Genomic DNA, 21,985 nt, shown 5'->3' with positions numbered 1-21,985 from the left:
CTTTTCCTCATTTTCTTCTGATGTAAAAATACCGTTATTTGTTGTAATAATTTCTGCGATTTTCGTCTGTTCTTTTTTAATATGCATAAAAAAGAGGCCAATCACTGAATTTAGTAATTGCACCTCGTTTATCTTTATTCAATTATTCTTTCGTTTTAATTCTTCTGGCATCTTCCCATGTAATTATCTTATTTCCCACCATACTATCCAGAACTATTTCTGTTCTTTGTACTGCCAATTCATTATTCACCTCTGGTGAATAATGAGAGGGCTCATTGAGAATCCCCGCCAGTATCGCACATTCGTATTCACTCAGCTCAGAAAGCGATTTCCCAAAATATCCGGCAACAGCCTCGCCAACACCACAGTACCCATTTCCAAAATAGGATGTGTTGACATACAGCTCAAAGATTTCTTCTTTGGTATAGCCGGACTCCAATTCCAGCGCCGCAAACACTTCCGCGGCCTTCCGTTCCAGCCTCTTCTCCTGCGTGAAAAGCATATTTTTCGCAAGCTGCTGCGTGATCGTACTCCCGCCCTGCACAAATGACCGTTCCTTGATATCCGTCAGCGCAGCTCGCCCAATTGCAATCAAGTCGATCCCACAGTGGTTCTCAAACCGGTGGTCCTCCACGGATATCGTGGCATCTATATAAAACTGTGGCAGTTCGGAATAAGGAGTAAACCTTTCCATGCCACGAATTTCTTCCACGCGCTCATTGATCGGCCTTTCCGTCACTGCTTCTTTGTACATCTGATAGCCTTTCACACCGAAAAAAGCGATTGCCACAACGAATATGCAAAGCAGAACCGTCATCAGATTCTGCAAAAGTTTTCTACCCGAATGTTTCTTTTTCTGCCTTCTTCTCATAAGCATCCATCCTTCTCCAGCTTTCTAACAATACAATCTGCCAGTTCCCATACAATACCAACGCCAAGAAACAGCAGGCCGAGCAGAACCATAAATACATACAATGCAGCAATCATTCCTATTTCCTTGCCCCGCCGAATCAATGTGCTGCAAATGTAACTCTTATTTTCCATATGCCGTTCTCACATTCTGAAACTACTGTGTAGAAATTCTGCGGCACAGCAGCTTTTTCTTTTCCTACTGTGCCGCAGTTTTTATCTGCCGTTCCAATTACAGGTCATTAATCGTATCCGTGATTGCTATGTTCCTCATACGTTTCGCCGGTCCATGAACCGAAATAATGCACGAAAAGGCAACCAGCAAAAATACAATTCCAATTGTAGTAAATGGAATATTCCAAAAACCACCGAAATGACTAATGACAATCTTCACATAAATCAAATAGTGAAGTATTAACCCAAGTACAGTTCCTGCAATTGTGCCACAAACAGCGTATGCTACTGCCTCTGCCGTTATCATCTTTGTAACCTGCCTGCTTTCCATTCCAACAGCACGCATTGCTCCATATTGCTTCACTCTTGCAGATACACTCATTGAAATGCTGTTCATAATATTCAACACGGTTATCAGAGAAATGATTGCTAGGAAACCGTATGCCGCAATTCGGAATACCCAGTAGGATCCAGAAACATCGTTCTTTTCTTCCCTGTCATCGAAAAATTGATATCCATCAGACAAATCACGTATCTGCTCTACTTCCGATTCGGATATATTACTTTTTGTTATTATGCTCACGGTAGCATAATCCTGCTCCCCTGTCAGATTCCGATAGGTTTCTTCTGAACAAACCACAACGGTCGCGCCGCTGACACTCCCAACTCCTTCGGAAGCAACACATGTTACTTCAATCTCATGATTTCCAATCTTTATTTTATCCCCCACATTCAGATGCCCGGCCTCATTATAGACCGCCATCACGTAATCAGAATCCCCGTAAACGCTTGATAAATCTCCGCTTATCATTGACCCTTTGAAGCTGTCCAGCATAAAATCCCCATAAGAAAACAGGTCAATCTTCCCTGCGTTGCCGTTAATTTCAACAGGATAGTCCGTAGCAAGCATCATGCCAAAAGCAGATTCTACACCCGATATTTCTGAAATATCTTCTAACAAACTTCTATCTATGGAATTTGATTCGTCCTGGCTCGCAATCGTAATATCCGGTGTAAAATCACTCACTGATGGAAGCAATTTATGCACAACATCAAGGCAGGCGGAAAAAGCCAGAAACAATACGATTGTAAGGGCAAACGAACCTGTCATCAGAAACAGGTTTTTCTTAGAACCTGTCGCATGGTGGATTCCAAGGGAAGTTTCTACTTTAAAAAGTCTTGTATTTGCCGCATGGATCACTTTTTTTGATGATTCCACATTTCCAGATACTGCTGCTACCGGGGAAACTTTTGCCGCCTGTTTAGCAGGAGACTGCGCCGCAATAAATACCGTAACTACCCCCACAACAGCTCCCCAAAGAATGCCGCTTATGCTCACCGAAAAAAGAGGCATATCCACCCATTCTCCTTTTACAACAAACCGCAATATCGTACATGATATCCAACAAGTTACCGTCCCTAATGCACATCCAATCGGGATAGCGGTTTTACACCAGTTCAATGCCTCAAGCCTTACAAAACGTACAATCTGCTGTTTGCTTGCCCCTACACACCGCATCATTCCAAAAAACTTTGTCCGCTGCGCCACATTACTGTTCATGCAGCCTGAGATCATTAAAACACCGGCAATCAATATGATTACCAAGCAAGCGATTGCCAGAGGATAAAGGTTGTTTACACTTTCATTGGAGCTGGCTCCCAGCAGACTTAAAACTGCCGTGTTCTCCTTAACATTTTCATCCATAAGATTATATTGCCCTTTCATTTCAGCAATCGCTTTCTTCAAACCATTCTCTTTCTCGAACCGGATATAAAACTGAGACGATGCTTCCACGCCATTCAAGCTGCGTACTTTATCAAATGTCTCCCTGTTCATATACACGCAGCTACCTTCAATGATATCGTTAAACTCTATATCATCCTCATAAAATCCAGAAACGGTATATTCAAAAACTCCTGCTGGCATGTTTAAGGTAATACTGTCCCCTACCCTAATCCCCAAAAGTTCTTTTGCATCAGTGCTGAGGGCAACTTCATTTCTATCCTGTGGATAAGAACCCTCGGCCGGATAATTCATAATGTCTGTAACGTATGCTTCCTCAGCACCATATAAAACCGCATTTTTGCCATTTATATAATAGCCCTGGTCAGTATCAACATTGATCGCATCATACCATGAGGAAACCTCAACCTTAGCATTTCCGCAAATCTCTTCTGCTTTATCTTCCGGTACATTCTGAAGGGCAATGTGCCAATCTCCATGATTATGGCGCATTGCCGTTGTCTGCCCATTCATCCACATTTCAAGCATAGAAAAAATTGCCGTTACGAGGAAGACAGCAAGAATAATACAAATTCGTGTCATCCGGCTCTGGCGCTTGTGAACCTTCGCTGAAATCGGGATAAGGCTTAAATAGCTTTTCATTCACTGCACCTCCCCATGTCAGTCAGGACTCCATCTGACACCTGCAGTACCCGGTCTGCTGTTTGTGCAATGCCCCGGTTATGTGTAATCATAATAATCGTCTGCGCATACCTTTTTGACGCATTTTTCAACAATGTAATCACCTCGCTGCTGTTCTGCGTATCCAAGTTACCGGTCGGCTCATCTGCAAGGATCAGAGCCGGACGAGTAATCAGCGCACGCCCAATCGCCACTCTCTGCTGCTGTCCACCGGATAACTGGCTCGGCAGATGGTTCCGGCGCTCTTTTAAATTCAACACATCCAACATCTCCTCCAAATATTTCTGATCCGGCTTCTGGTAATCCAGAAGTACCGGAAAAATAATGTTCTGCTCCACGGTCAGCTCCGGGATCAGGTTGAATGCCTGAAAAATAAAACCGATATTCCGCCTACGGAAAATGGTCAGCTTGCTCTCCTTCATTGTAAAAATGTCTTTTCCATCAATCAATACTTTGCCCGATGTTGGGTTATCCAACGCACCAATCATGTTAAGCAATGTGCTTTTTCCGGAGCCAGATTCTCCAATGATAGCAACATATTCCCCTTTTGGAACTGAAAAACTAACCTTTTTTAATGCGTGTACAGCCGCTTCACCACTGCCGTAAGTTTTGGAAATTGATCTTACTTCCAGTAAATCCATATACTTATGCACCTCTTTCATTGATTTGTTTTGCCCAGAGATAAAAGCAGATGCCTCCCGCAAAAGCTATTTGGAACTCTGCTCTTTACCTGAACTGCTACAAGCATACCACCCAAATCCTACAATAACATGACTCTCAGCCTACAATTTTGTAGGATATGAAAAAAGCTGCACCGTCATCATAACGGGCAGCATCTGGATAAGGGACTGCCGACCGGAAGAAAAAGTCTTTTCGCTGGCAGTATCCCTTCATTTTATAGAAACAAGGCCATAAGCCGTGTCGTTATCATAATTCCCACCAAAATGCCAGCCACCAGGGCATGACGTTTCCATGTCAGTTTCAGATACCCGGCAAATTCCCGGAGCAGGGCGTTCAGCGTAAAATACCACTTCGTCTTTGCCCCATAGCCGACACATTTCATCCCCTGCCCTCTGGCAAGGAGCAGTGCCCGGAACACATGATAAGCTGTGGTGACAAGGATCACATTCGGATTTTCTTTCTCCATCAGCCGCCTTGAAAACAGCAGATTCTCCTCTGTGGATACAGATTTTGCCTCTATTATAATTTTTTCAATATCTACGCCTTTTCCTATCGCATAGGCTGTCATCGCCTCTCCCTCTGAAATATCCTCGCCCTGTCCCTGCCCTCCGGAAAGTATCAATATCGCATTTGGATTGCAGGATAATAACTCAATACCTTTATCAATCCGGGCCGCCAGAAGCGGCGTTACCCGTGTGCCAAGAATCCCGGAGCCAAGTACCACAATATAATCTGCATTTCGCTTCTTTTTCAAATGAACCAGATTCAGAAGGGCAGAAAACGTATACATGGACATCAGCACCAGCACATAAGCCGCAGCGAAGCTGACGATGGCATAGGCCATGGTTCCGAAAGTATGCTCCGTCAAATCTCCGATTCCAGGCCAGACAGCCAGATACCCATACAGCAGCACCGCAAAGAGCAACGCCAGCAGATTGGACGGTTTCATCCCTTCGCGCCGGATGACCCTGACACCTTCCACAAAAAACATCACAACCATAAATCCCGGCAAAGCCAGAGCGCAGAGTACCACAGCTATAAACAGGACAGCCAGAATGCCGATGATCCAGTCGTGGGACACCAGATGCTCTGAATATTCGGATATTATAAAGAACAGAAACAGTGCCAGACACGCCAGCATCCCCCAGAAGGAAACGCCGCTCCACAGCGTCCTGGGATCATGCACCATAATCCCTGCATAAACCAAAACCGCGATCAAAAGCACAATAAATGAAATCCCGCACAGCACTTCTTACACCTCCCTGCTCCATTCCTTTTTACAGATATCTTTCCTTACAGATCAGGATACACCTTTTACCTTACAGACAGATGACTCTTTCCCTACAATTTTGTAGGAATCAGAAAGCTGATGGTAAAGACCGTCCCTTTCCCAGGCTCGCTGTTCACTTCTATCGTACCATTATGTGCTTCAATAATCATCTTCGCCAGCGGAAGACCAAGCCCGATGCCCTGCTTATCCTTAGAGAAACGACTCCGGTAGAACCGTTTAAAGATATGGTGCAGATCTTCCGGATGGATGCCGCACCCGTTATCCTTAACCCGAATCTGAACCGCCGAGGCAGATTTCCGCCACTTAATCTCCACAGTATCCCCACTCTCTGTATGATCCAGAGCATTTTTCACGATGTTATCCACCGCCTCCAGCAGCCAGTCACGGTCGCAGGACAATACGATATCTTCCTCCCCGGACAGGAGCAGTTCCTTCTGCTCCTGTTCCGCCCGGTATGCGAAATGCATCTCCACATCCTGCATCATCCCCGCCACATTTTCCGGCTTTTTCTCCAGCACAATAGAGCCGGCATCCAGCTTTGTAATCTTTAAAAGATTCTGCACCAGCGTATCAATCCGGTCAAGTTCTTTCTCTGACAACGAAGCAAATTCCTGAATCTCCGGCAGCTCCTCCGCCTCACCCTGCAAAAGACCATTGTAGATATTTAATGCGGCCAGCGGTGTCTTTAACTGATGGGAAATATCCGATATGGTATTCTTTAAAAACTGCTTTGACCTGCGTTCCTGCTCGATATGCGCATTCAGTATAACAACCAGAGAATTTACCTCATGTAGTAGCCGGTACACTTCTCCTTCCTCATCGCAGTCAATGCGTGCCTCATGGTTACCGGAAATATATTCCGTAATCTGTGACACAGCCGTTTCCATGATCTTATTCTGTTCCTTAAAATAGCCGTAACAGAAAATGAGGATTGCCGCTCCCATATCAACCATGCACAGGACAATAACCAGCGCCGTAGATCCTGCCTCAAAGGATGTGAGCAATAGCGCTGTCAAAACAAAAATCACGATGCAGGCTACTATTTTACTAAACAGCACCTTGATTTTCTTGTTTGCCAGTATCTTCATTTATCCCTCACCTCACTCCACTGGATTCCATTTATAACCCATGCGGCGCACCGTCATAATCCGCTCCGGTTTTCCCGGATCATCCTCAATTTTAGTACGCAGCCTGCGGATATAGACCGTCAGCGTATTGCCATCCACATAATCTTCCTTGCAGTCCCAGAGTTTCCCCAGAATCTGCTCCGGGGAAAGCACCTGTCCGGGATTCTCCATCAGCAGGCGCAGGAGTTTATATTCATTCGCTGTCAATTCAATCTTCTCGCCATTTTTATATACCTCGCGTTCTAAGAGCCGGATGGCAATACCGCCGGAACTGAGTTCCGTATCCGCCTGACTAAAGTTATCGCTCCTGCGAAGCAGGGCGTTGACCCTCGACAGGAACACTGCCAGCTTGAACGGCTTCGTGATATAATCATCCCCGCCGATATCCAGCCCCATAATAATGTCCGTCTCTTCATCCATAGCGGTCAGGAACATGACCGGCATTTTCGACGTCTGCCGGATGCTTTTACATATATCAAACCCAGAGCCATCCGGCAGGGACACGTCCAGAACCGCCAGATCGTATTTTCCTTCCTCCCACATCTCACCCGCTTCACTTTTGGTATGCGCCACATCCAACTCATATCCTGCTTTTTTCACAGCAAAAGACAATCCGTTGATTAAGCTCAGATCGTCCTCGACCAATAAAATCTGTTTCATCCTGTATCTATCTCCTTTTAAAATCTAATTTGCCACTTTAACGTATTATAGCACAATAAACGCCCATTTTCTATCACAGGCACCATATAAATACACTTGTTTCCAAAACATAATGTAAACTTTTTCTGAACAAAAGGGCAAGATTCGCCTGAGTTACTCAAAACCCACTTCGTGGATTTTGCTTACCCGGCAAACTTGATGGTGATTCCGCTCCCCATGCCCTCGGTTCCAGCATATTTTCCAAATATGCAGATTGGCTTCTATATAAAAATAGTCGCAGTGTGATTGTCCCAATCACGGAGAAATCTAAATATTTCTATAAAAATCCTTTTTCATTTCCCGTTGACATTCTCAAATCGGCTTATATTATAGGAACTCTTTTTAAGTCTTTATATAACAAAGAGGGAAACATCATTCTCACAATTTTTGCAGAAAGGAACTATGCCATGGCAAGACCAAAAAAGGAAAAAGAATTAAAACATAAGCACCAGATTATGCTCCGCCTTACCGATACGGAATATGAAATCGTCTCTGAAAACGCTAAAGCTACGCACCTTACACTGGCTGAATATGTCCGAAAACAAATTATGAAGCAGAAGGTCACAGCGAAATATGAGATTGTGGCAGACCTGCCGGAATTAAAAAAATTGGTTGCAGAGTTTGGGAAAATCGGCAGCAACTTAAACCAGATTGCAAGGCACTTTAACAGCGGCGGCATCCATTCACGTAAGGCAATCGACCAGAGCGTGGCCAGAATCTATGAAATGAAATTTGAAGTCTTGAAGATGGCGGGGGATTTCCATTCTTCCGCCAGAGGTAGCTTGGATGGCAATACTGAAACACATAGCGAGTAAAAATGCCAACTATGCAGAGATACAGCGTTATCTCATGTTTGAACATGATGAAGATACCAACAAACCGATACTTGATGAAAATGGTGAATTGATTCCCCGTAAGGAATATATCATGGACGGCATAAACTGTGACCCGTTCACGTTTGATATGGAGTGCAGGGAACTGAACGCCCTATACCGCAAAAACGAATCCTATGATGAAATCAAATCCCACCATTACATCATCAGCTTCGATCCAAAGGACGCAGCAGAAAATGGATTAACCGGAGAACAGGCACAGCAGATCGGAATGGAATACACAAAAAAGAACTTCCCCGGACATCAGTCTCTTGTCTGTACCCACATGGACGGGCATAATGGAAGCGGAAACATCCACGTACATATCGTAATCAACAGCTTACGGAAATTTGATGTGGAACGCCAGGACTTTATGGATCGGGCCTGCGATTCCCGTGCCGGGTATAAGCATCATGTTACCAAAGATTACCTGATCCACTTAAAGCAATCGCTCATGGATATATGCCGCCGGGAACATCTGCACCAGATAGATCTGCTTGCCCCGGCAGAGAAGAAAATCACAGACCGGGAATACCACGCAGGACGAAGAGGGCAAAAGAAACTGGATGAACGTAACAGACAGCTCCTTTCAGACGGACTTGCGCCGCGAAAAACGGTATTCCAGACACAGAAAGATTTCCTACGGTCTGCAATCGAAGATGCCGCAGCCGTTTCCTGCAGCCAGGAAGATTTCCAGGCATTGCTTTTGGGAAAATATAATATTCGGCTGAAAGTCAGCCGTGGCAGGTTCAGCTACCTTCACCCGGAACGAAACAAGTATATCACCGGAAGGATGCTTGGCACGCATTATGAAGAAGATTACCTCCGGGAGCTGTTTAAGGAAAATGCAAAGAGTAAAGAAAACAAAAAGAAAACGGTTGACGTGGAAAAATATAATACGGAATCGGAGAAATCCGCACCCCATCCATCCAATCTACTGCAAGAGGAAGCTGTATCAATCCTGTTTATCAAGTCAGATTTGCGGCTAGTGGTTGATCTGCAGGATTGCGTAAAGGCACAGCAGAATGCCGCCTACGCTAACAAGGTGAAACTTTCAAACCTGAAAGAGATGGCTAAGACGGTCGCTTATATACAGGAGCATGGGTATGATACAAGGGATTCCCTGGAAGATTCTTTTTCAGAGATTAAAAGCCATGCTTCCACTTCCAGAAAAGATTTAAAGTCTGTGGAAGATAATCTCCGGAAGATAAACGAGCAGATCCATTACACGGGCCAGTACCTTGCCAATAAACCTGTCTACCAAAAGTTTTTGAAAGCAAAGAATAAAGGGCAGTTCCGGCAGGAGCATCCGACGGAAATCGCACTCTATGAAGCCGCACGGAAATTCTTAAAGGAGCAGTCCGCAGACGGGAAGCTCCCCTCCATGAAGCTATTGAAAGCAGAAAAGGAAAAGCTGCTCCAACAGAAAAAAGAGGCACAGAAAACCTACCATTACTACCGGGATTACCAAAAAGAATTGAATACCGTTTGCTCCAATGTCGATAAGATTTTAGGGCAGCCAAACACCCGACAGCCGGAAAAACAGAAAAGCGCCGATATTTCTTAATCTTACTGGCAGAAAAACAGCCGCAGGATTCCTTTATCAAATCCTTGCGGCTGTCATGATGCCAATGAAGCGGATATGTTAAAGCAAATCTTTTTCATCCACTTTAGGAATTATTCCGCTGATGCTTTCGCTTTTCTCTCTCATGATACGGCACATTTCATCCATTTTCTTCTCCACATATTTCCGCATTTCCTCCCGTGCCGCTTCTGTCGGCTTAAAAGAGAAATAGAGCGGATTTTCCTCTCTCTCCCGAAACGGGTAGGGGAAAACATACAATTTCTTCAATCCCGGCATATCCGTAAACAACTGGAAAATCTCATAGGGCAGGATTTCCCCACATACCAGGACAGAGCCTGTATCTGCATAATAAATCTGTCCCTGATACGTCGGCATACCCAAGGATGAAAGTTGCTTTAATGCGTTCATCCGTATCGGTTCTATCTGGGTATACCGTCCCACACGCCACCTTGTCTGCGGGGCAAGCTCCCTGTAAATCTGGGCAACTTTTTCGTCCTCCCGGATATTATCATCATAATCGTACCTGTAATTTTCTACCTGTATCTGTCTGTATGCGATCAGGCTTGTAAAAAGTGCAAGGGAATCCAGATCAACATATACTGATTGATGTCCCCTGCCCTGGTAGGAGCATAAAATATCCTCTAAAGCATCCATGATTTTCTTCATGGTTTTATATTTTTTGTCCGGTTCTTTTCCCATTTCTTCCCCCACTTTACGCTCCGCTTCTGCTGTCAGGAATATTTACTGGCATATCTTGTGTCTTATCCGATGTTCCAGCTTGGTTTGCAGCTGCCGCTTTCTCCATCTTTTCTTTCTTCAACTGCTCTGTCCGTCCTAAATCCACATAGTGTGTCGCATATGCTTTTTCAATCTCCGGGTTTCCGCTTTTGCTGAACCGCAAGGGGATTACCGGCTTATGCCCATGCTTTTTCTTCACGCCCCACCGCTTGTAATAGCAGAATGACGGTTTTAAATTTGTTTTCTTTGCATAGGAGCGGATCTGTTTCATAATAAAAGAAAGTTTCTTTAAATTACACGTACAGACCGCTTCCAGATACCGTACTTTCCCGAATCTCCAGTCCTCATATTTCTGCTTAGGCAGCACTCCCACGTCAACCAATACATCTGCCGGGGCGGCGTACCCTCTCTGCTGGCACTGATGATAGACAGCAGAATGTATTTTCCCTATCAGTTCTGATTCCTTCACTTTATCCTCCATATGAATAACCCCGGCTGTATCCATTTGCAGCCGGGGATTCCAATATTCTTTCTTGTGTGTCTGTTTGTCACCAGGTATTATATCGTTTGTAACAGCCCTTTTTCAATTTCCCGGACATCTTCCACGGAAAGCTCCGTAAAATACCCAGCGATTTCCTCAGCTGACATTTTCCCAGTCTTTAACATATTTTCTACTGCCTCTCTTACTGCTTCCCTTGCGGCCTCACGCCTTTCACTTGCGATATGGGTACGCATGATCTTCTCTTCATCAAACAAAGCCATCATAATAGATATAACCTCCTTTTCTCTGCCTGCCAAAAACTTCCGAAGCACATCCCTGTCTTTACAGATACGGATGGTTTCCGTGACAGCCTCCCGGCTCCTTCCATACTGTTTCACCTGTTCATTATATACTTTTGTAAAATCTACATACTGGCTGATAATGTCATTTCCTTTGCCGCCATAAAGCACTTTCACCTTTACTTCAATGGCACATTCCTTCCCACCGAAAAATTCTTTAGAAAGTGAGATCGTTTCCGGCCTGTCGGCACGCTCTCCTGTAAAAATCATGTATAACTCTGGTACTGGAACATGGACTTTCTTACTCCCGTATAAGTCTGCACCCTGTTCCTCAAAGTAATCATGGTAAATCTGCACTAAATACATCAGCACACGTATAATGATATTCATCGTCCATGAAGATTGATGCTCGACCAGAAACATGACTTTATCCCCCACTCTGAAGCACAGGTCATTGTAGATCCCGTTCGTGAGGACGTTCCTTATCGTAATGTCTGTAAGCGCATCTTCCGTCGTCTCCGCATCCTCCGGGTGGAGTGTACGGTATAATTGCATCAGATATTTCTTATCCTGGAAGAGCGCCCCGAAAACACTGTCTTTCGCCGTGTATTTTGCAAATGTCTCCTTTTTCTCCGCTGTTTTCTCTTGTGGTTCTTCCTGTAATGTTTCACCCTGCATAATATCACCCCGGTTCCGGTTTTTGCCAATCGGCCTGGCAGATCAGCTATGCCCTGCCTGTTATGGTTTTATTATACAGAGAAACTCCCGATTGTTCAAGACATAAAAAGGGAGAAGCATCCGGCAGCGTTCGCCAGACACTTCTCCATCCCTTACTTCCGTCTGCGCTCCATATCCTCTGCCATTGCCATCTGCTGCGCAGGCTTCCCATACCGCTTTGCAATCTCCGCCTGTTTGCGGCGCAGCTTTGCCAGGACGGATGCCCTGCCATTCTTCCCTTTGGGAGACATATTATTGCGTCTGCCGTCAATCATGTTGTAGTTCTGTTCTTCCTCTATCTCGGAACTGCGGAGATACTCCCCATTCTCCATATATTTCTGCCAGTTTTCCATAGGTGGCCTATCCATAGTATTGCCGGACGGCATCTGGATATTCCCATCGGGTATTTCCTGTTTTTGCGGCTCTGCGGTAAGCTGCGGTGGATTGAGGTAATCCTTAATCTGCTGTAAGGCCGTCTGGTCAAATCCCTGATATGTATGGTCTACAATTATCTTCCCTTCTTCATCCAGCACAACCCATGCCACTTCTTTCCCATAGGTTTCATGCTCCATCAGGAAGAACTGCCTGCCGTCTATGATAATGCTGTCAAAAGCGTGCCAGCTCCCTTCTTTCCCTTCGATATGGAAATCTGACGTATCAATCGACACAAGTGCGCCGGATGAACCTTTCTGGATAAACCCTGCTATGACGGTAAACCCATCTTTCTCAACATAGTAGGAAACCACAACGCCGTCCTTATTCAGCACAAGCACGTCGCTGACGCTGATCGAATGGCCATGAAATGTCCGTGGCAGTTTCTCATTGAAACGCCTGCGGATCTGTTCCGGTTCGTCTCCCGGCTGCATCCGTGCCAGGTACACCTGCTCATAGTCCTTATACTGTATCTGGATTCCCTTTTCCTGCAGCATACTGTAAGCCCGGAATCGTATCTGCCTGTTTTCCGGGATATTTTTAAGCTGGTAGAGTGCAAATTGGTTCACATCCATCATTCCTCCTCCACCGGCTCCTCTTTGTATGGTTCCAAATCCAGATTTAAAAATGCCTCATCCGTAAGGAACCACAGCTTTTCCAATGTGCTGTTAATAAGTGCGAGCATTTCTTCATCCCTGCCGATGTAGGGGATTACGTTATGTATTTCCTCTATGGTTGCCTGCCTGCTTTCCTTCTGAAACATTGCTATCAGGAAATATTCATTTTCCTCAAACCTCACCATCATAATTCCGGTTCTCCTTTCTTCTTTGACTGTGCTTTCTGCCCCTGTCTTTCCTGCCCCGGCTTTTCTTTCTCCTGCGCTTTCATCCTTGCCTGCCGTTCCCGGAGGGCATTTAGGACGGACTGCTTTTTACTAACGCCGGATATGCTCCTGTCTGTTTTGGGGGCGTTTTCAGACGCTTTCTTCGGTTCTGCAGATTGCTTTTCCACTCCCGCCGTATCTCTGCCGGATTCCTGTGCCACTGTGTCTGGGTTCCTGTTTTCCGCTGTCTGCACAGCTTTTTCTTCCTTTTTTAACTTTGGCATTGGCTGTTGCGGTTCTTCTTTCTCTGCTGATCCCGATACTTCCTGCTCCGTCCTCCGTTCCAAAAGGATTGCCTCCATATCCGCAATCGCCTTCTGTACTAACGGGCTGTCCCGGTATTGGGGGATCTCATTGATAAATTCCGTCTGCATTTCCCCCATCACCATTAAGTCAAAATTCCCGTCATAGATGCTGCCATCCTCCAAGCGGAAGCCAATCCCCTTAATGCCATTCATCCTCTCTGCCGGAATTTTTTCATACAGTTCCATCGCTTCCTGCAGTGTTTCCAGCCGCTCATGGTATTCACCCAATACGGGAAACTCCGTACATTCCGCCACATAAAACGTAATGGCTGTCTCCTGCTCTGTCTGTCCGTTATTTTCAGAAATCTCCATATGGCTCTGTTTTTCGTCCAGATATTCTTCCGCACTCTTTAAATATTCTTCCAACGTCCCCGTCTTTTCCGTAGAGATTGGATTGATGTCAATCGGGATTCCCGCTATCTTAAAATCCCCCTCATGTAACGCATTGAAGAAAGCATCCTCCTTCAAATCGCCGCTGTAAGACACCACCACATCTATATCCGAGCCTTCATGGTACAGCCCTTCCCTGGAACGGCTCCCATATACCCTTGCGCCAAGCAGCTCCACTTCCTCCGACAGCCCCATCTCATCAATCTGCGCCTGGGCATAGCAGAGTACGGTTTCCTCTATCCCTGCCCGGCTTTGGCCGTTTAAGGCAGGCTCCGGCTCTGTCATATCAGAAATAAGCGGCAGTTTCGCCTGCGCCTTCTGCAGATCTTCCTGTGCCGCTGTTTCAGCTTTCTCCTGCAGTTCTTCATAGTCCATAACTTTACATGCTGTCATAGGGATGCCTTCATCAGAAAGGATTGCTTCCATCGCTTCACCGATGGAAATATCCGGATTGTCATACACGCCTCCGTCAATCTCCCGGAAATCCTTACCGTAAATCGTATAGTCGTAGCCGTCAGAAACAGTCTGGATGGAAAAATACCCTTTTCCGGTCTGGTATGCAATTTCAGTATCATAGTTATCAAGATACGCTTTTGCTTTCTTTGACGCTTCCATTGTTTCCTCACACACCCATTTTCCGCTTAAGGAATATTTTTCTATGTCCGTAAGTGTTTCCAATCCATTTTTACATTCAATCAATGACATCCGGGAGGGCGGCTGTTCGCTGCTCTCCATGCCAAGCCGCTTATCCATATGGTTCGGGATCTGATGGTAGGCAGCAACCGCCGCATCTATATCTGCAAAATACTGATATTCCCTTTCTGCTTTGCCTCCATTGTCGTTCTGTATGACATAGTATTGTGCAATGAACGGCGGCTCTGGCTCCATTTCTATCCCCTTTTCCGAAAAATACTCGCCAATGGCTTCCATTGCCCCCTGGTCAAACCCATGCTCCAGATCCTCCGCCACCAGTTCCCCTTGCTGATTGACAATAATAGAGGCCACAGAATCCCCGTATTCCTCATGTTCCATCCGGTAAAATAGCTCGCCGTTGATCTCTTTTGCTTCTACTGTATCCCATGTGCCAAAATGCCCATTTACAATAAACCCTTTTGTTTCCTCATTAATCTGCACACGTTCTTCCTTCCCTAACTCCTGTTCCTGTATCTCATCCCTCGCAAGCCCGATAAACCCGTCCAGCACAGCCGGGTGGCTACTTACCACATAATCATCGTTCATATCCATCCCCCGGTTTACGTTTTCCGGTATCTCATAACCCTTTGCCCACGCTTTATTCCCGAAGGAGAACCTTCCGTCATACTCCAAATGCTGTACCGTGTTGGCAAGGATGAATACCACACGTTCTGCACCATATTCCTCCAGGACTCCCTTAGCGGCGTCATGCGCCAGATGCATCCCATCAAAGTTCTCCCGGATTGCGTCCTCAACTGCTTTTTTACAGTCCAGGTTCAGCTTTCTTGATTCCCGGTAATCCTCTATCCTTCCATGTTCCTTTGCGTAAGCAATGGTGTGCGTATAAAGTGGCGGATACATTTCTTCCTCCGGAATCCGCCGTTTTGCTTCTTCCTCCAGTACATGTTTCCTCTGTTCAATAAAACTAGGCAGTTCCACAGGGCCATAAGTATCCAAAAAATAAGCCGTCACTTTACCTTTACGGTTCATAACCATCACATCACCGGTAGTCGGGTAATGCCCTGTATAGCCTTCCGGGAGAGAAAATGTTATTTCTGTACGGACGCTTTCCAAATCATCTGATAGCTTGAGCCTGCCGCCATAAATCAGGGAATAATCCGCACCATCCACCTCTAAGCCGTCTTTTTTGATCGCTTCCATACTTAAAAGTAAATAATCCCGGCCTTTCGTATCTTCATTGATCTGAAAAAGAGCGTAACAATCATCTGTACCTGTATATAAAAGTTCCTCATTGGAATGAATTATCAAATTCTGTATCCGTTGTTCCTGCTTTTGTTTTTTTCTTTTGTATCCAGGCTTTCATTGAGCGCTATTGCTGATTGCTTTAGCTGTTCGATTGTCGCCATCCCGCCAGTAAAGTTAAGTTCTTCCCCAAGATACAAATACTCTCTTTCCGGGATAGGCAGACAGAGCGAAGAGAGGATTGTGCCGGCATGGTTGACTCCCACATAATATTCCACAGTGACCGGAATGCCCGGATCATAATCAGAACCACGCAGGTCATAGCGGTAAAGCTCAGATGGCACTTCTTTTTCCGGTATCCTTCCATTAGAAAATAATGCCGGGACTTCAAAAATCTCTATTTCTTGATATTGCTTTTCTGTATCGTCTCTTTGCGGCTCCTGCAGGCTGCTTTCCTGTGGCTCTGCTTCTTTTTCCTGCTCTATGGTCTTCTCCCTCTGTGAAAAGAACTCCGGCAGCTCTGTATACCCAAAGGAATCCACATAGTGTGCCGTAACCTCCCCATCCCTCTTTATGGCCACTACATCGCTGACGGAAAGGGAATGCCCTGTAAAATCCAACGGATGCCCTATATTGAATTTTTCATACAGGGAATCCAGCGTTTCATTTTCCCTAAGCACATCACTGTAAACCATCCGGTAATCTTCATATTCTACCGAAAACCCTTGCCCTTTCAGATATTCCGTACCCATAAACAGGTATTCCCTGCCTTTGCCGTCATCCCTGATCTGGTAGATGGCATAGCGGTCTTGGCTGTCGCTGAAAAGCATATCTTCGTCCAAATGCTCCTGCCCTGCATGTTCCTCACGCACAGACTCCATCACCTGGTAACTTTCCCATGCCCTTGCGTCAATGCCGAACATGCCATCTTCTCCGGTTTCCCTAATATCATCTTCTGTATTCATCAAAATTGAACTCCCATCTTTCTGCAGGCTGTAAATATGCAGCCCCGCATTGTGCAGCGCAACAGCCCTTTCTATTGTAAGCGGCAGGATGGAATCATTGCGGTAACCAAATTCATGCATCTGCATAAGTCCGGTCTGGTTGTCGGGCAGGAAGTCAATCTCTGCCTGTGCGTCCTCCATGATTTCCTGAAGATTATGCGCTTCTGGATTTTCCACAGCCTCCGCAAGTTTATTCACCAGCTCCCTTGTGTCCCTTGGATTGTCCAGCTTATAGGCATACAGGACAGCCAGATTATGCGCCTCCTTCCCCAAAGCGGTATGCCCGTACTCCGCACGGCTGATCATCATTTCCACCTGTATTAAAATAGAAAATTCTGCTGCATCCACAATATGATCTGCATCCATATACAGGACATCATAAAATTCCGGCATCCCTTGGTTTTTCTCCACATCTTCCGAATCCCGCCACAAATCCAGGTGTACCCCATGGGCTTTTAAGAACTGCTCCGGGTTTCCACTTCCCCCATTCTGGTCAGCAAAGTCATGTAACAGCCTTAGAAAATCTACCCGCCCGACATTATCTACAAGGTAGAACTTTTTTGTATCTTCCCCAAGCGGGGCAAACTGGAATACGAAATCATCTTCTGCCAGTTCCCGTTCTGCCGCTTTTTCTTTCTGCAGCATCTGGATGTTCTCCACCATGCCGTCAATAAATGTGCCTGCCGTTTTCCGGATAAAATCCATAGAGCTGCGCAGTTCCTTCATCTCCATGCTGCTGGCCCATCCCGCCAAATATGGGAATGAGTAGTCTGACGTATCGAAACCGAAGAAACTGCAGACTGTGAAGGCTACGCTTTCGGCCTCCGTTTCTATGGTCATCTTGTTTTTCTTTTCCCCAAGCTCCTCCATCAGATCCCGGTCATGGCACATGGCATGTGTCACTTCATGGACAGCTGTTTTCATGGTCTGCTTCTCGCTCATGCCATCCCGGATTACGATTTCTTTATTGGCATTGCTATAATACCCTTTGGAATCTCCTTCAATCTCTGCAAAACGCATAGGAGCCGAGGACACCATCCGGATTGCTTCCATAAAAATCTCAAAGTTCTCCACACTCCCCATCAACTCCGGCGTGTCCAGCTCTGGGAGTGGATCACCTTGCGTTTGCGTAATGTCAAATACCGTTGCCACACGGAACCGTGGGATGAAATGCTCCACTTCCTCTGTCTCCGGCTGTCCGTCTGGGCGCAGCACCGGCTCATTTGTTTCCGGGTCAAATTTCTCTACTTCTTCTTTTTCCCTGATCGGCGCAGGGGCAATGATCTTGATCCCCTTCTCCCCACGCTTTACCCGGCGGTTGAATTTCTTGTTCCAGGTAGCCAGGCCCGCAACCAAGGTTGCCGCTGGCTTCTGCATCGCAATCAAAAGCGTGTTGTTAAAACTGTAATTATGGAACTGCGACATGGTTCTCAGATATTCCGTATATTTTTCCGATGTAAATAAATCCTTTACGCCCTGTTCCAGCCGTTCCGTAATCTCTTTCAACTGCTCTTCCCGTTTTCCGGCCATTCTTATAAATTCCCTCCATTCTTTTTCGTCATATGCCATAGGACTGTCCCAAAAAATATAAAAAACAGGTTCCTGGCATATCCAGCTTATTTTTCTGCTTTCATGGACAGGCTATGCCTATCCTGCAAAGTGCGCACTGTCAGGCACTCTACTTATCTGCAAAAAACAGACAGCCGGAAAAACTCTGTATTATTCCCGGCTACCCGCATAAAAAATGCCATCCCATCATTCACTGTGGTATGGCTTCTCTACTTATAATTCCTGTTCCTTTTTCTTTTCCAGCTTCTGACTGTCCCTATGATTCCCGGCAATCCTTTCCTTTGCCTCTTTCAGCTTTCCAAGCACCGAAGGCTTCCTTGACCCATCTGCAATCCGTGAAGCATCCGACACCCGACCTGCATAGTTGACCGCTTTCTTCGGACAATCTGCCACTCCCTGCACATCTTCCTCCATACCCAACGCTTCCGATGGCCCTTTATCATCCATGTTCAGCAAAGCATTTAATTCCGACAGCCGTTCCATCTTCTCCGTTAATTCTTCCTCTTTTGCAAAAGGCTTCTCCACTTCTTCCTTTGCCGTGGCAAGCTGCTGTTGTACAGTTTCCAAATTCAATTCGGATTCCGTCAGCTTCTTCCCAATCCCGGAGAGTGCATTGCTAATGCGCTGCAGGTTCCCTAACGGATCTTTCCCAACTTCAATCTGGTAGCTGCACTGCCGCTTAATGGTCAGCTTGTAAACCTGGTTGAAACTGTCAAAGTCAGAATACAGCCTAAACCCACAGAACTCTCCGACCTGCCCGGCCGCATCCACTGCTTTCAGCCCGGCGCAGGCTGCTATCAGTGCTGTCCCTGCTTCCTTCCGATCTGTGTAGGTTTTTCCGCCGATAACGATGGAGAAATCGTCTTTTTCCTTTTCTTTCTCAAGGATTGGCTTCACGTCCTCTGCATCTGCTTTTAAGCCTGCAATCCGCTCTTTTAATGCAGTAATCTTTACCGGGTAATTCCTTGCAATCTCCGTTTCCAGACGGTATTTCTGGCTGGTATGGTTTGCCTTTAAAAGTTTCAGTTTGCTCACCTGGATGTCGAGATCCATCTTCTCTTTGATGTAGGGATTACCCGTAGCAAGGGCTTTGATCTCCGCATAGCTTAACGCCGTATCGTCCACGTCCTCACAGGCACGTACCGGGGATTTGCTGGTCATGATCTGGCTGATGAACTTCTGCTTGTTCTCTAGGATCTGCCACATGTAGGCATCGAATGTATTTTCGGTAACATACCGGTAGATCTGAACCTTATCATTTTGGTTCCCCTGCCTAAGAATACGGCCCTCTTGTTGCTCTAAATCGGCCGGTTTCCAAGGCGCATCCAGGTGGTGTAGGGCAACAAGCCTGTCCTGTATATTTGTCCCGGCTCCTAACTTCGGCGTAGAGCCAAGCAGGATACGCACCTGCCCGGAGCGTACCTTTGAAAATAATTCCGCTTTTTTCGTTTCTGTCCCGGCCTCATGGATAAACGCCACTTCCTCCCTGGGGATCCCTTTCGCCACCAGCTTTTCCCGCACATCGTCATAAACGTTGAACGTGCCGTCGTTTTTTGGCGTAGACAGGTCGCAAAAAATTAATTGTGTGCCTTTGTCTGCCGAAGTCTTTTCCCAAATATTAAAAGCATTATTCACGCAGCGGTTGACCTTGCTTTCCTCCGCATCCGGCAGCATGTCATTGATAAGCCGCTGATCCAGGGCGCATTTCCTCCCGTCGTTAGTGATTTTCAACATATTATCTCGTGACGGGTCTACATTCCCGGCACGGACGACCTCTGCCCGTTCCGCAAAAGAACTAACCAAATCCTGCTGTTCTTCACTTGGTTTCAGCACTTCGTTGATATATTCCGCTTCGGGAACCGGAAGATCAAGCATATCCGCTGTCTGAATATCGGCGCTCTCCTTAAATAATGCGATCAGCTCCGGGAGGTTAAAAAAACGGGCAAACCTTGTCTTCGCCCGGTATCCTGTGCCTTCAGGACTTAATTCTATACTTGTCACCGTTTCGCCAAAAGCCGCCGCCCAGGAATCAAAATGCCCCAGACCCATCCTCTGTATGGTGTCATACTGCAAGTAACGCATAATGGTATATAGCTCTACCATGCTATTCGACACAGGAGTCCCGGTTGCAAAAGTGACGCCCTTCCCTCCAGTAATCTCGTCCAGATACTGGCACTTCATGAACATATCGGAGCTTTTCTGTGCGTCCGTCTGTGAAATCCCGGCAACATTGCGCATCTTTGTGTATAAAAACATATTTTTATAGTTGTGACTCTCGTCTACGAACAGCCTGTCCACGCCTAACTGTTCGAATGTCACCACATCATCCTTCCGGCTCTGGTCATTCAGCTTCGCAAGCCTTGTTTCCAGTGTTTTCCTCGTCTTTTCCATCTGCTTAATGTTGTAGCGTGTGCCTTCTTCCTCTGCCAGCTCTGCAATCGCCGCCGTGATGTCGTTCATCTGCCGTTCGATGGCAGCAATCTGCCGTTCCCTGGAAAGGGGGATGCGCTCAAACTGGCTATGCCCGATAATGATGGCATCGTAATCACCTGTTGCGATACGGGAACAGAACTTCTTTCGGTTTGCAGGCTCAAAATCCTTTTTCGTGGCAACCAGGACATTTGCACCCGGATACAGGCGCAGAAAATCGCTGCCCCATTGTTCGGTCAGATGGTTCGGCACGACATAAAGGTTCTTCTGTGCCAGCCCAAGCCTCCGGCTCTCCATCCCGGCGGCAATCATCTGGAATGTCTTGCCAGCCCCTACACAATGCGCAAGCAACGTATTGTTTCCATATAAAATATGCGCCACCGCATTTTTCTGGTGGGGCATCAGCGTGATCTCTGGTGTCATGCCTGCGAACTGGATATGGCTCCCGTCGTATTCACGGGGACGGACGCTGTTAAATAAATCGTTGTATTTCCTGCACAAATCCTCCCTCCGGTCAATGTCCCGGAAAATCCACTCCTTGAAGGCTTCCTTTATCATTTCCTGCTTCTGCTGTGCGATCATGGTTTCTTTTTTGTTCAGGACACGTTTTTCCTTGCCGTCCTCCACAACCGTATCAAAGATTTTTGTGTCCTTGAGGTTCAGCGCATCTTCTAACAGGCGGTAGCCGCTTGCCCGCTGTGTCCCGTAAGTGGCTGTGACAAGGGAATTTCCACGGGAATCCGCACTTTTCCCGGAAATGTTCCACTGGCCGTTGACTTTCGCATACTTTACGTCAATCTGGTTTTCTAATAAATGGCTTGGCGTATGGAACAGCTCCCCCATGAACTCCGTGATATAAACCGGATCTACCCAGGTTGCCCCAAGCCGCACCTCAATCTCCGACGCTTCCAGGTCTTTCGGCTGCACACGCTCCAATGCCTGCACATTGATCCCATATTCCGGATGATTTTCTGCAAACTGCTTTGCGACCGTAAGTTTCTCCCGGACATTGCCGGATAAATATTCATCCGATGCCTCCCACTGGTCTGTCGGTATTGTAAAGTATTACAATCCTATT

At 46.3% G+C, this 21,985-nt stretch carries 16 protein-coding genes and 1 pseudogene; 2 read left to right on the top strand and 15 right to left on the bottom strand.

The window, feature by feature from the left end; all coding sequences use genetic code 11:
• Nucleotides 1-142 precede the first annotated feature (142 nt).
• The 7 genes from GN277_RS01055 to GN277_RS01030 all read right to left on the bottom strand — a co-directional run bounded on the left by GN277_RS01055 (nucleotide 143) and on the right by GN277_RS01030 (nucleotide 7,267).
• Nucleotides 143-871, bottom strand: a complete 729-nt coding sequence (locus tag GN277_RS01055) for a biosynthetic peptidoglycan transglycosylase (RefSeq protein ID WP_159749096.1) — start codon at nucleotides 869-871, stop codon at nucleotides 143-145.
• Complete coding sequence (locus tag GN277_RS29235) at nucleotides 868-1,044, bottom strand: hypothetical protein (protein WP_204162684.1); 177 nt, start codon at nucleotides 1,042-1,044, stop codon at nucleotides 868-870. Before GN277_RS29235 ends, GN277_RS01055 begins: the two co-directional genes overlap by 4 nt.
• A gap of 97 nt (nucleotides 1,045-1,141) precedes the next feature.
• Complete coding sequence (locus GN277_RS01050) at nucleotides 1,142-3,469, bottom strand: ABC transporter permease (RefSeq protein WP_159749095.1); 2,328 nt, start codon at nucleotides 3,467-3,469, stop codon at nucleotides 1,142-1,144.
• On the bottom strand, nucleotides 3,466-4,149 hold the full coding sequence (locus GN277_RS01045; protein WP_159749094.1) for an ABC transporter ATP-binding protein: 684 nt from the start codon (nucleotides 4,147-4,149) through the stop codon (nucleotides 3,466-3,468). Before GN277_RS01045 ends, GN277_RS01050 begins: the two co-directional genes overlap by 4 nt.
• A gap of 254 nt (nucleotides 4,150-4,403) precedes the next feature.
• On the bottom strand, nucleotides 4,404-5,438 hold the full coding sequence (locus GN277_RS01040) for a YdcF family protein (protein ID WP_244324545.1): 1,035 nt from the start codon (nucleotides 5,436-5,438) through the stop codon (nucleotides 4,404-4,406).
• 92 nt (nucleotides 5,439-5,530) lie between these two features.
• Complete coding sequence (locus GN277_RS01035) at nucleotides 5,531-6,568, bottom strand: sensor histidine kinase (RefSeq protein WP_159749093.1); 1,038 nt, start codon at nucleotides 6,566-6,568, stop codon at nucleotides 5,531-5,533.
• A 12-nt stretch (nucleotides 6,569-6,580) separates the two neighbouring features.
• Complete coding sequence (locus GN277_RS01030) at nucleotides 6,581-7,267, bottom strand: response regulator transcription factor (RefSeq protein ID WP_159749092.1); 687 nt, start codon at nucleotides 7,265-7,267, stop codon at nucleotides 6,581-6,583.
• A 446-nt stretch (nucleotides 7,268-7,713) separates the two neighbouring features.
• On the opposite strand from GN277_RS01030, the gene GN277_RS01025 reads away from it, so the two are divergent.
• Together GN277_RS01025 and GN277_RS01020 are read left to right on the top strand one after the other, a co-directional pair.
• Nucleotides 7,714-8,121: a plasmid mobilization protein gene (locus GN277_RS01025; protein ID WP_159749091.1), complete on the top strand. Its 408-nt coding sequence runs from the start codon at nucleotides 7,714-7,716 to the stop codon at nucleotides 8,119-8,121.
• Nucleotides 8,093-9,745: a relaxase/mobilization nuclease domain-containing protein gene (locus GN277_RS01020; protein ID WP_159749090.1), complete on the top strand. Its 1,653-nt coding sequence runs from the start codon at nucleotides 8,093-8,095 to the stop codon at nucleotides 9,743-9,745. The genes GN277_RS01025 and GN277_RS01020 overlap by 29 nt, the downstream gene beginning before the upstream one ends.
• Before the next feature lie 78 nt (nucleotides 9,746-9,823).
• Here GN277_RS01020 and GN277_RS01015 read toward each other — a convergent pair whose 3' ends face one another.
• The 8 genes and pseudogenes from GN277_RS01015 to GN277_RS00980 form a co-directional block, all read right to left on the bottom strand.
• A complete protein-coding gene (locus tag GN277_RS01015) occupies nucleotides 9,824-10,462 on the bottom strand; it encodes a hypothetical protein (RefSeq protein ID WP_159749088.1) in 639 nt (212 codons plus the stop codon).
• A gap of 13 nt (nucleotides 10,463-10,475) precedes the next feature.
• Nucleotides 10,476-11,006, bottom strand: a complete 531-nt coding sequence (locus GN277_RS01010; protein WP_159749086.1) for a hypothetical protein — start codon at nucleotides 11,004-11,006, stop codon at nucleotides 10,476-10,478.
• Between the two features lie 53 nt (nucleotides 11,007-11,059).
• Nucleotides 11,060-11,959, bottom strand: a complete 900-nt coding sequence (locus tag GN277_RS01005; RefSeq protein ID WP_159749084.1) for a hypothetical protein — start codon at nucleotides 11,957-11,959, stop codon at nucleotides 11,060-11,062.
• A 152-nt stretch (nucleotides 11,960-12,111) separates the two neighbouring features.
• Nucleotides 12,112-13,005: a YodL domain-containing protein gene (locus GN277_RS01000; RefSeq protein ID WP_159756251.1), complete on the bottom strand. Its 894-nt coding sequence runs from the start codon at nucleotides 13,003-13,005 to the stop codon at nucleotides 12,112-12,114.
• Complete coding sequence (locus tag GN277_RS00995; RefSeq protein ID WP_159749082.1) at nucleotides 13,005-13,235, bottom strand: transposon-transfer assisting family protein; 231 nt, start codon at nucleotides 13,233-13,235, stop codon at nucleotides 13,005-13,007. The genes GN277_RS01000 and GN277_RS00995 overlap by 1 nt, the downstream gene beginning before the upstream one ends.
• Nucleotides 13,232-15,862, bottom strand: a complete 2,631-nt coding sequence (locus GN277_RS00990) for a DUF3849 domain-containing protein (RefSeq protein WP_244324544.1) — start codon at nucleotides 15,860-15,862, stop codon at nucleotides 13,232-13,234. The genes GN277_RS00995 and GN277_RS00990 overlap by 4 nt, the downstream gene beginning before the upstream one ends.
• A gap of 104 nt (nucleotides 15,863-15,966) precedes the next feature.
• A complete protein-coding gene (locus GN277_RS00985; protein WP_159749078.1) occupies nucleotides 15,967-18,477 on the bottom strand; it encodes an LPD28 domain-containing protein in 2,511 nt (836 codons plus the stop codon).
• A 213-nt stretch (nucleotides 18,478-18,690) separates the two neighbouring features.
• A pseudogene (locus tag GN277_RS00980) lies at nucleotides 18,691-21,957 on the bottom strand (helicase-related protein); the annotation flags it as partial.
• Nucleotides 21,958-21,985: the final 28 nt, after the last annotated feature.

The organism is Sporofaciens musculi, from assembly GCF_009830285.1.
In the GTDB taxonomy this organism is placed as follows: Bacteria; Bacillota; Clostridia; order Lachnospirales; family Lachnospiraceae; genus Sporofaciens; species Sporofaciens musculi.
This window is presented reverse-complemented; position numbering and strand designations above follow the sequence as displayed.

Coding starts and splice junctions, on each gene's coding strand:
- GN277_RS01055 (WP_159749096.1), bottom strand. CDS start 871: ATGAGAAGAAGGCAGAAAAAGAAACATTCGGGTAGAAAACTTTTGCAG.
- GN277_RS29235 (WP_204162684.1), bottom strand. CDS start 1,044: ATGGAAAATAAGAGTTACATTTGCAGCACATTGATTCGGCGGGGCAAG.
- GN277_RS01050 (WP_159749095.1), bottom strand. CDS start 3,469: ATGAAAAGCTATTTAAGCCTTATCCCGATTTCAGCGAAGGTTCACAAG.
- GN277_RS01045 (WP_159749094.1), bottom strand. CDS start 4,149: ATGGATTTACTGGAAGTAAGATCAATTTCCAAAACTTACGGCAGTGGT.
- GN277_RS01035 (WP_159749093.1), bottom strand. CDS start 6,568: ATGAAGATACTGGCAAACAAGAAAATCAAGGTGCTGTTTAGTAAAATA.
- GN277_RS01030 (WP_159749092.1), bottom strand. CDS start 7,267: ATGAAACAGATTTTATTGGTCGAGGACGATCTGAGCTTAATCAACGGA.
- GN277_RS01025 (WP_159749091.1), top strand. CDS start 7,714: ATGGCAAGACCAAAAAAGGAAAAAGAATTAAAACATAAGCACCAGATT.
- GN277_RS01020 (WP_159749090.1), top strand. CDS start 8,093: ATGGCAATACTGAAACACATAGCGAGTAAAAATGCCAACTATGCAGAG.
- GN277_RS01015 (WP_159749088.1), bottom strand. CDS start 10,462: ATGGGAAAAGAACCGGACAAAAAATATAAAACCATGAAGAAAATCATG.
- GN277_RS01010 (WP_159749086.1), bottom strand. CDS start 11,006: ATGGATACAGCCGGGGTTATTCATATGGAGGATAAAGTGAAGGAATCA.
- GN277_RS01005 (WP_159749084.1), bottom strand. CDS start 11,959: ATGCAGGGTGAAACATTACAGGAAGAACCACAAGAGAAAACAGCGGAG.
- GN277_RS01000 (WP_159756251.1), bottom strand. CDS start 13,005: ATGGATGTGAACCAATTTGCACTCTACCAGCTTAAAAATATCCCGGAA.
- GN277_RS00995 (WP_159749082.1), bottom strand. CDS start 13,235: ATGATGGTGAGGTTTGAGGAAAATGAATATTTCCTGATAGCAATGTTT.
- GN277_RS00990 (WP_244324544.1), bottom strand. CDS start 15,862: ATGGAAGCGATCAAAAAAGACGGCTTAGAGGTGGATGGTGCGGATTAT.
- GN277_RS00985 (WP_159749078.1), bottom strand. CDS start 18,477: ATGGCATATGACGAAAAAGAATGGAGGGAATTTATAAGAATGGCCGGA.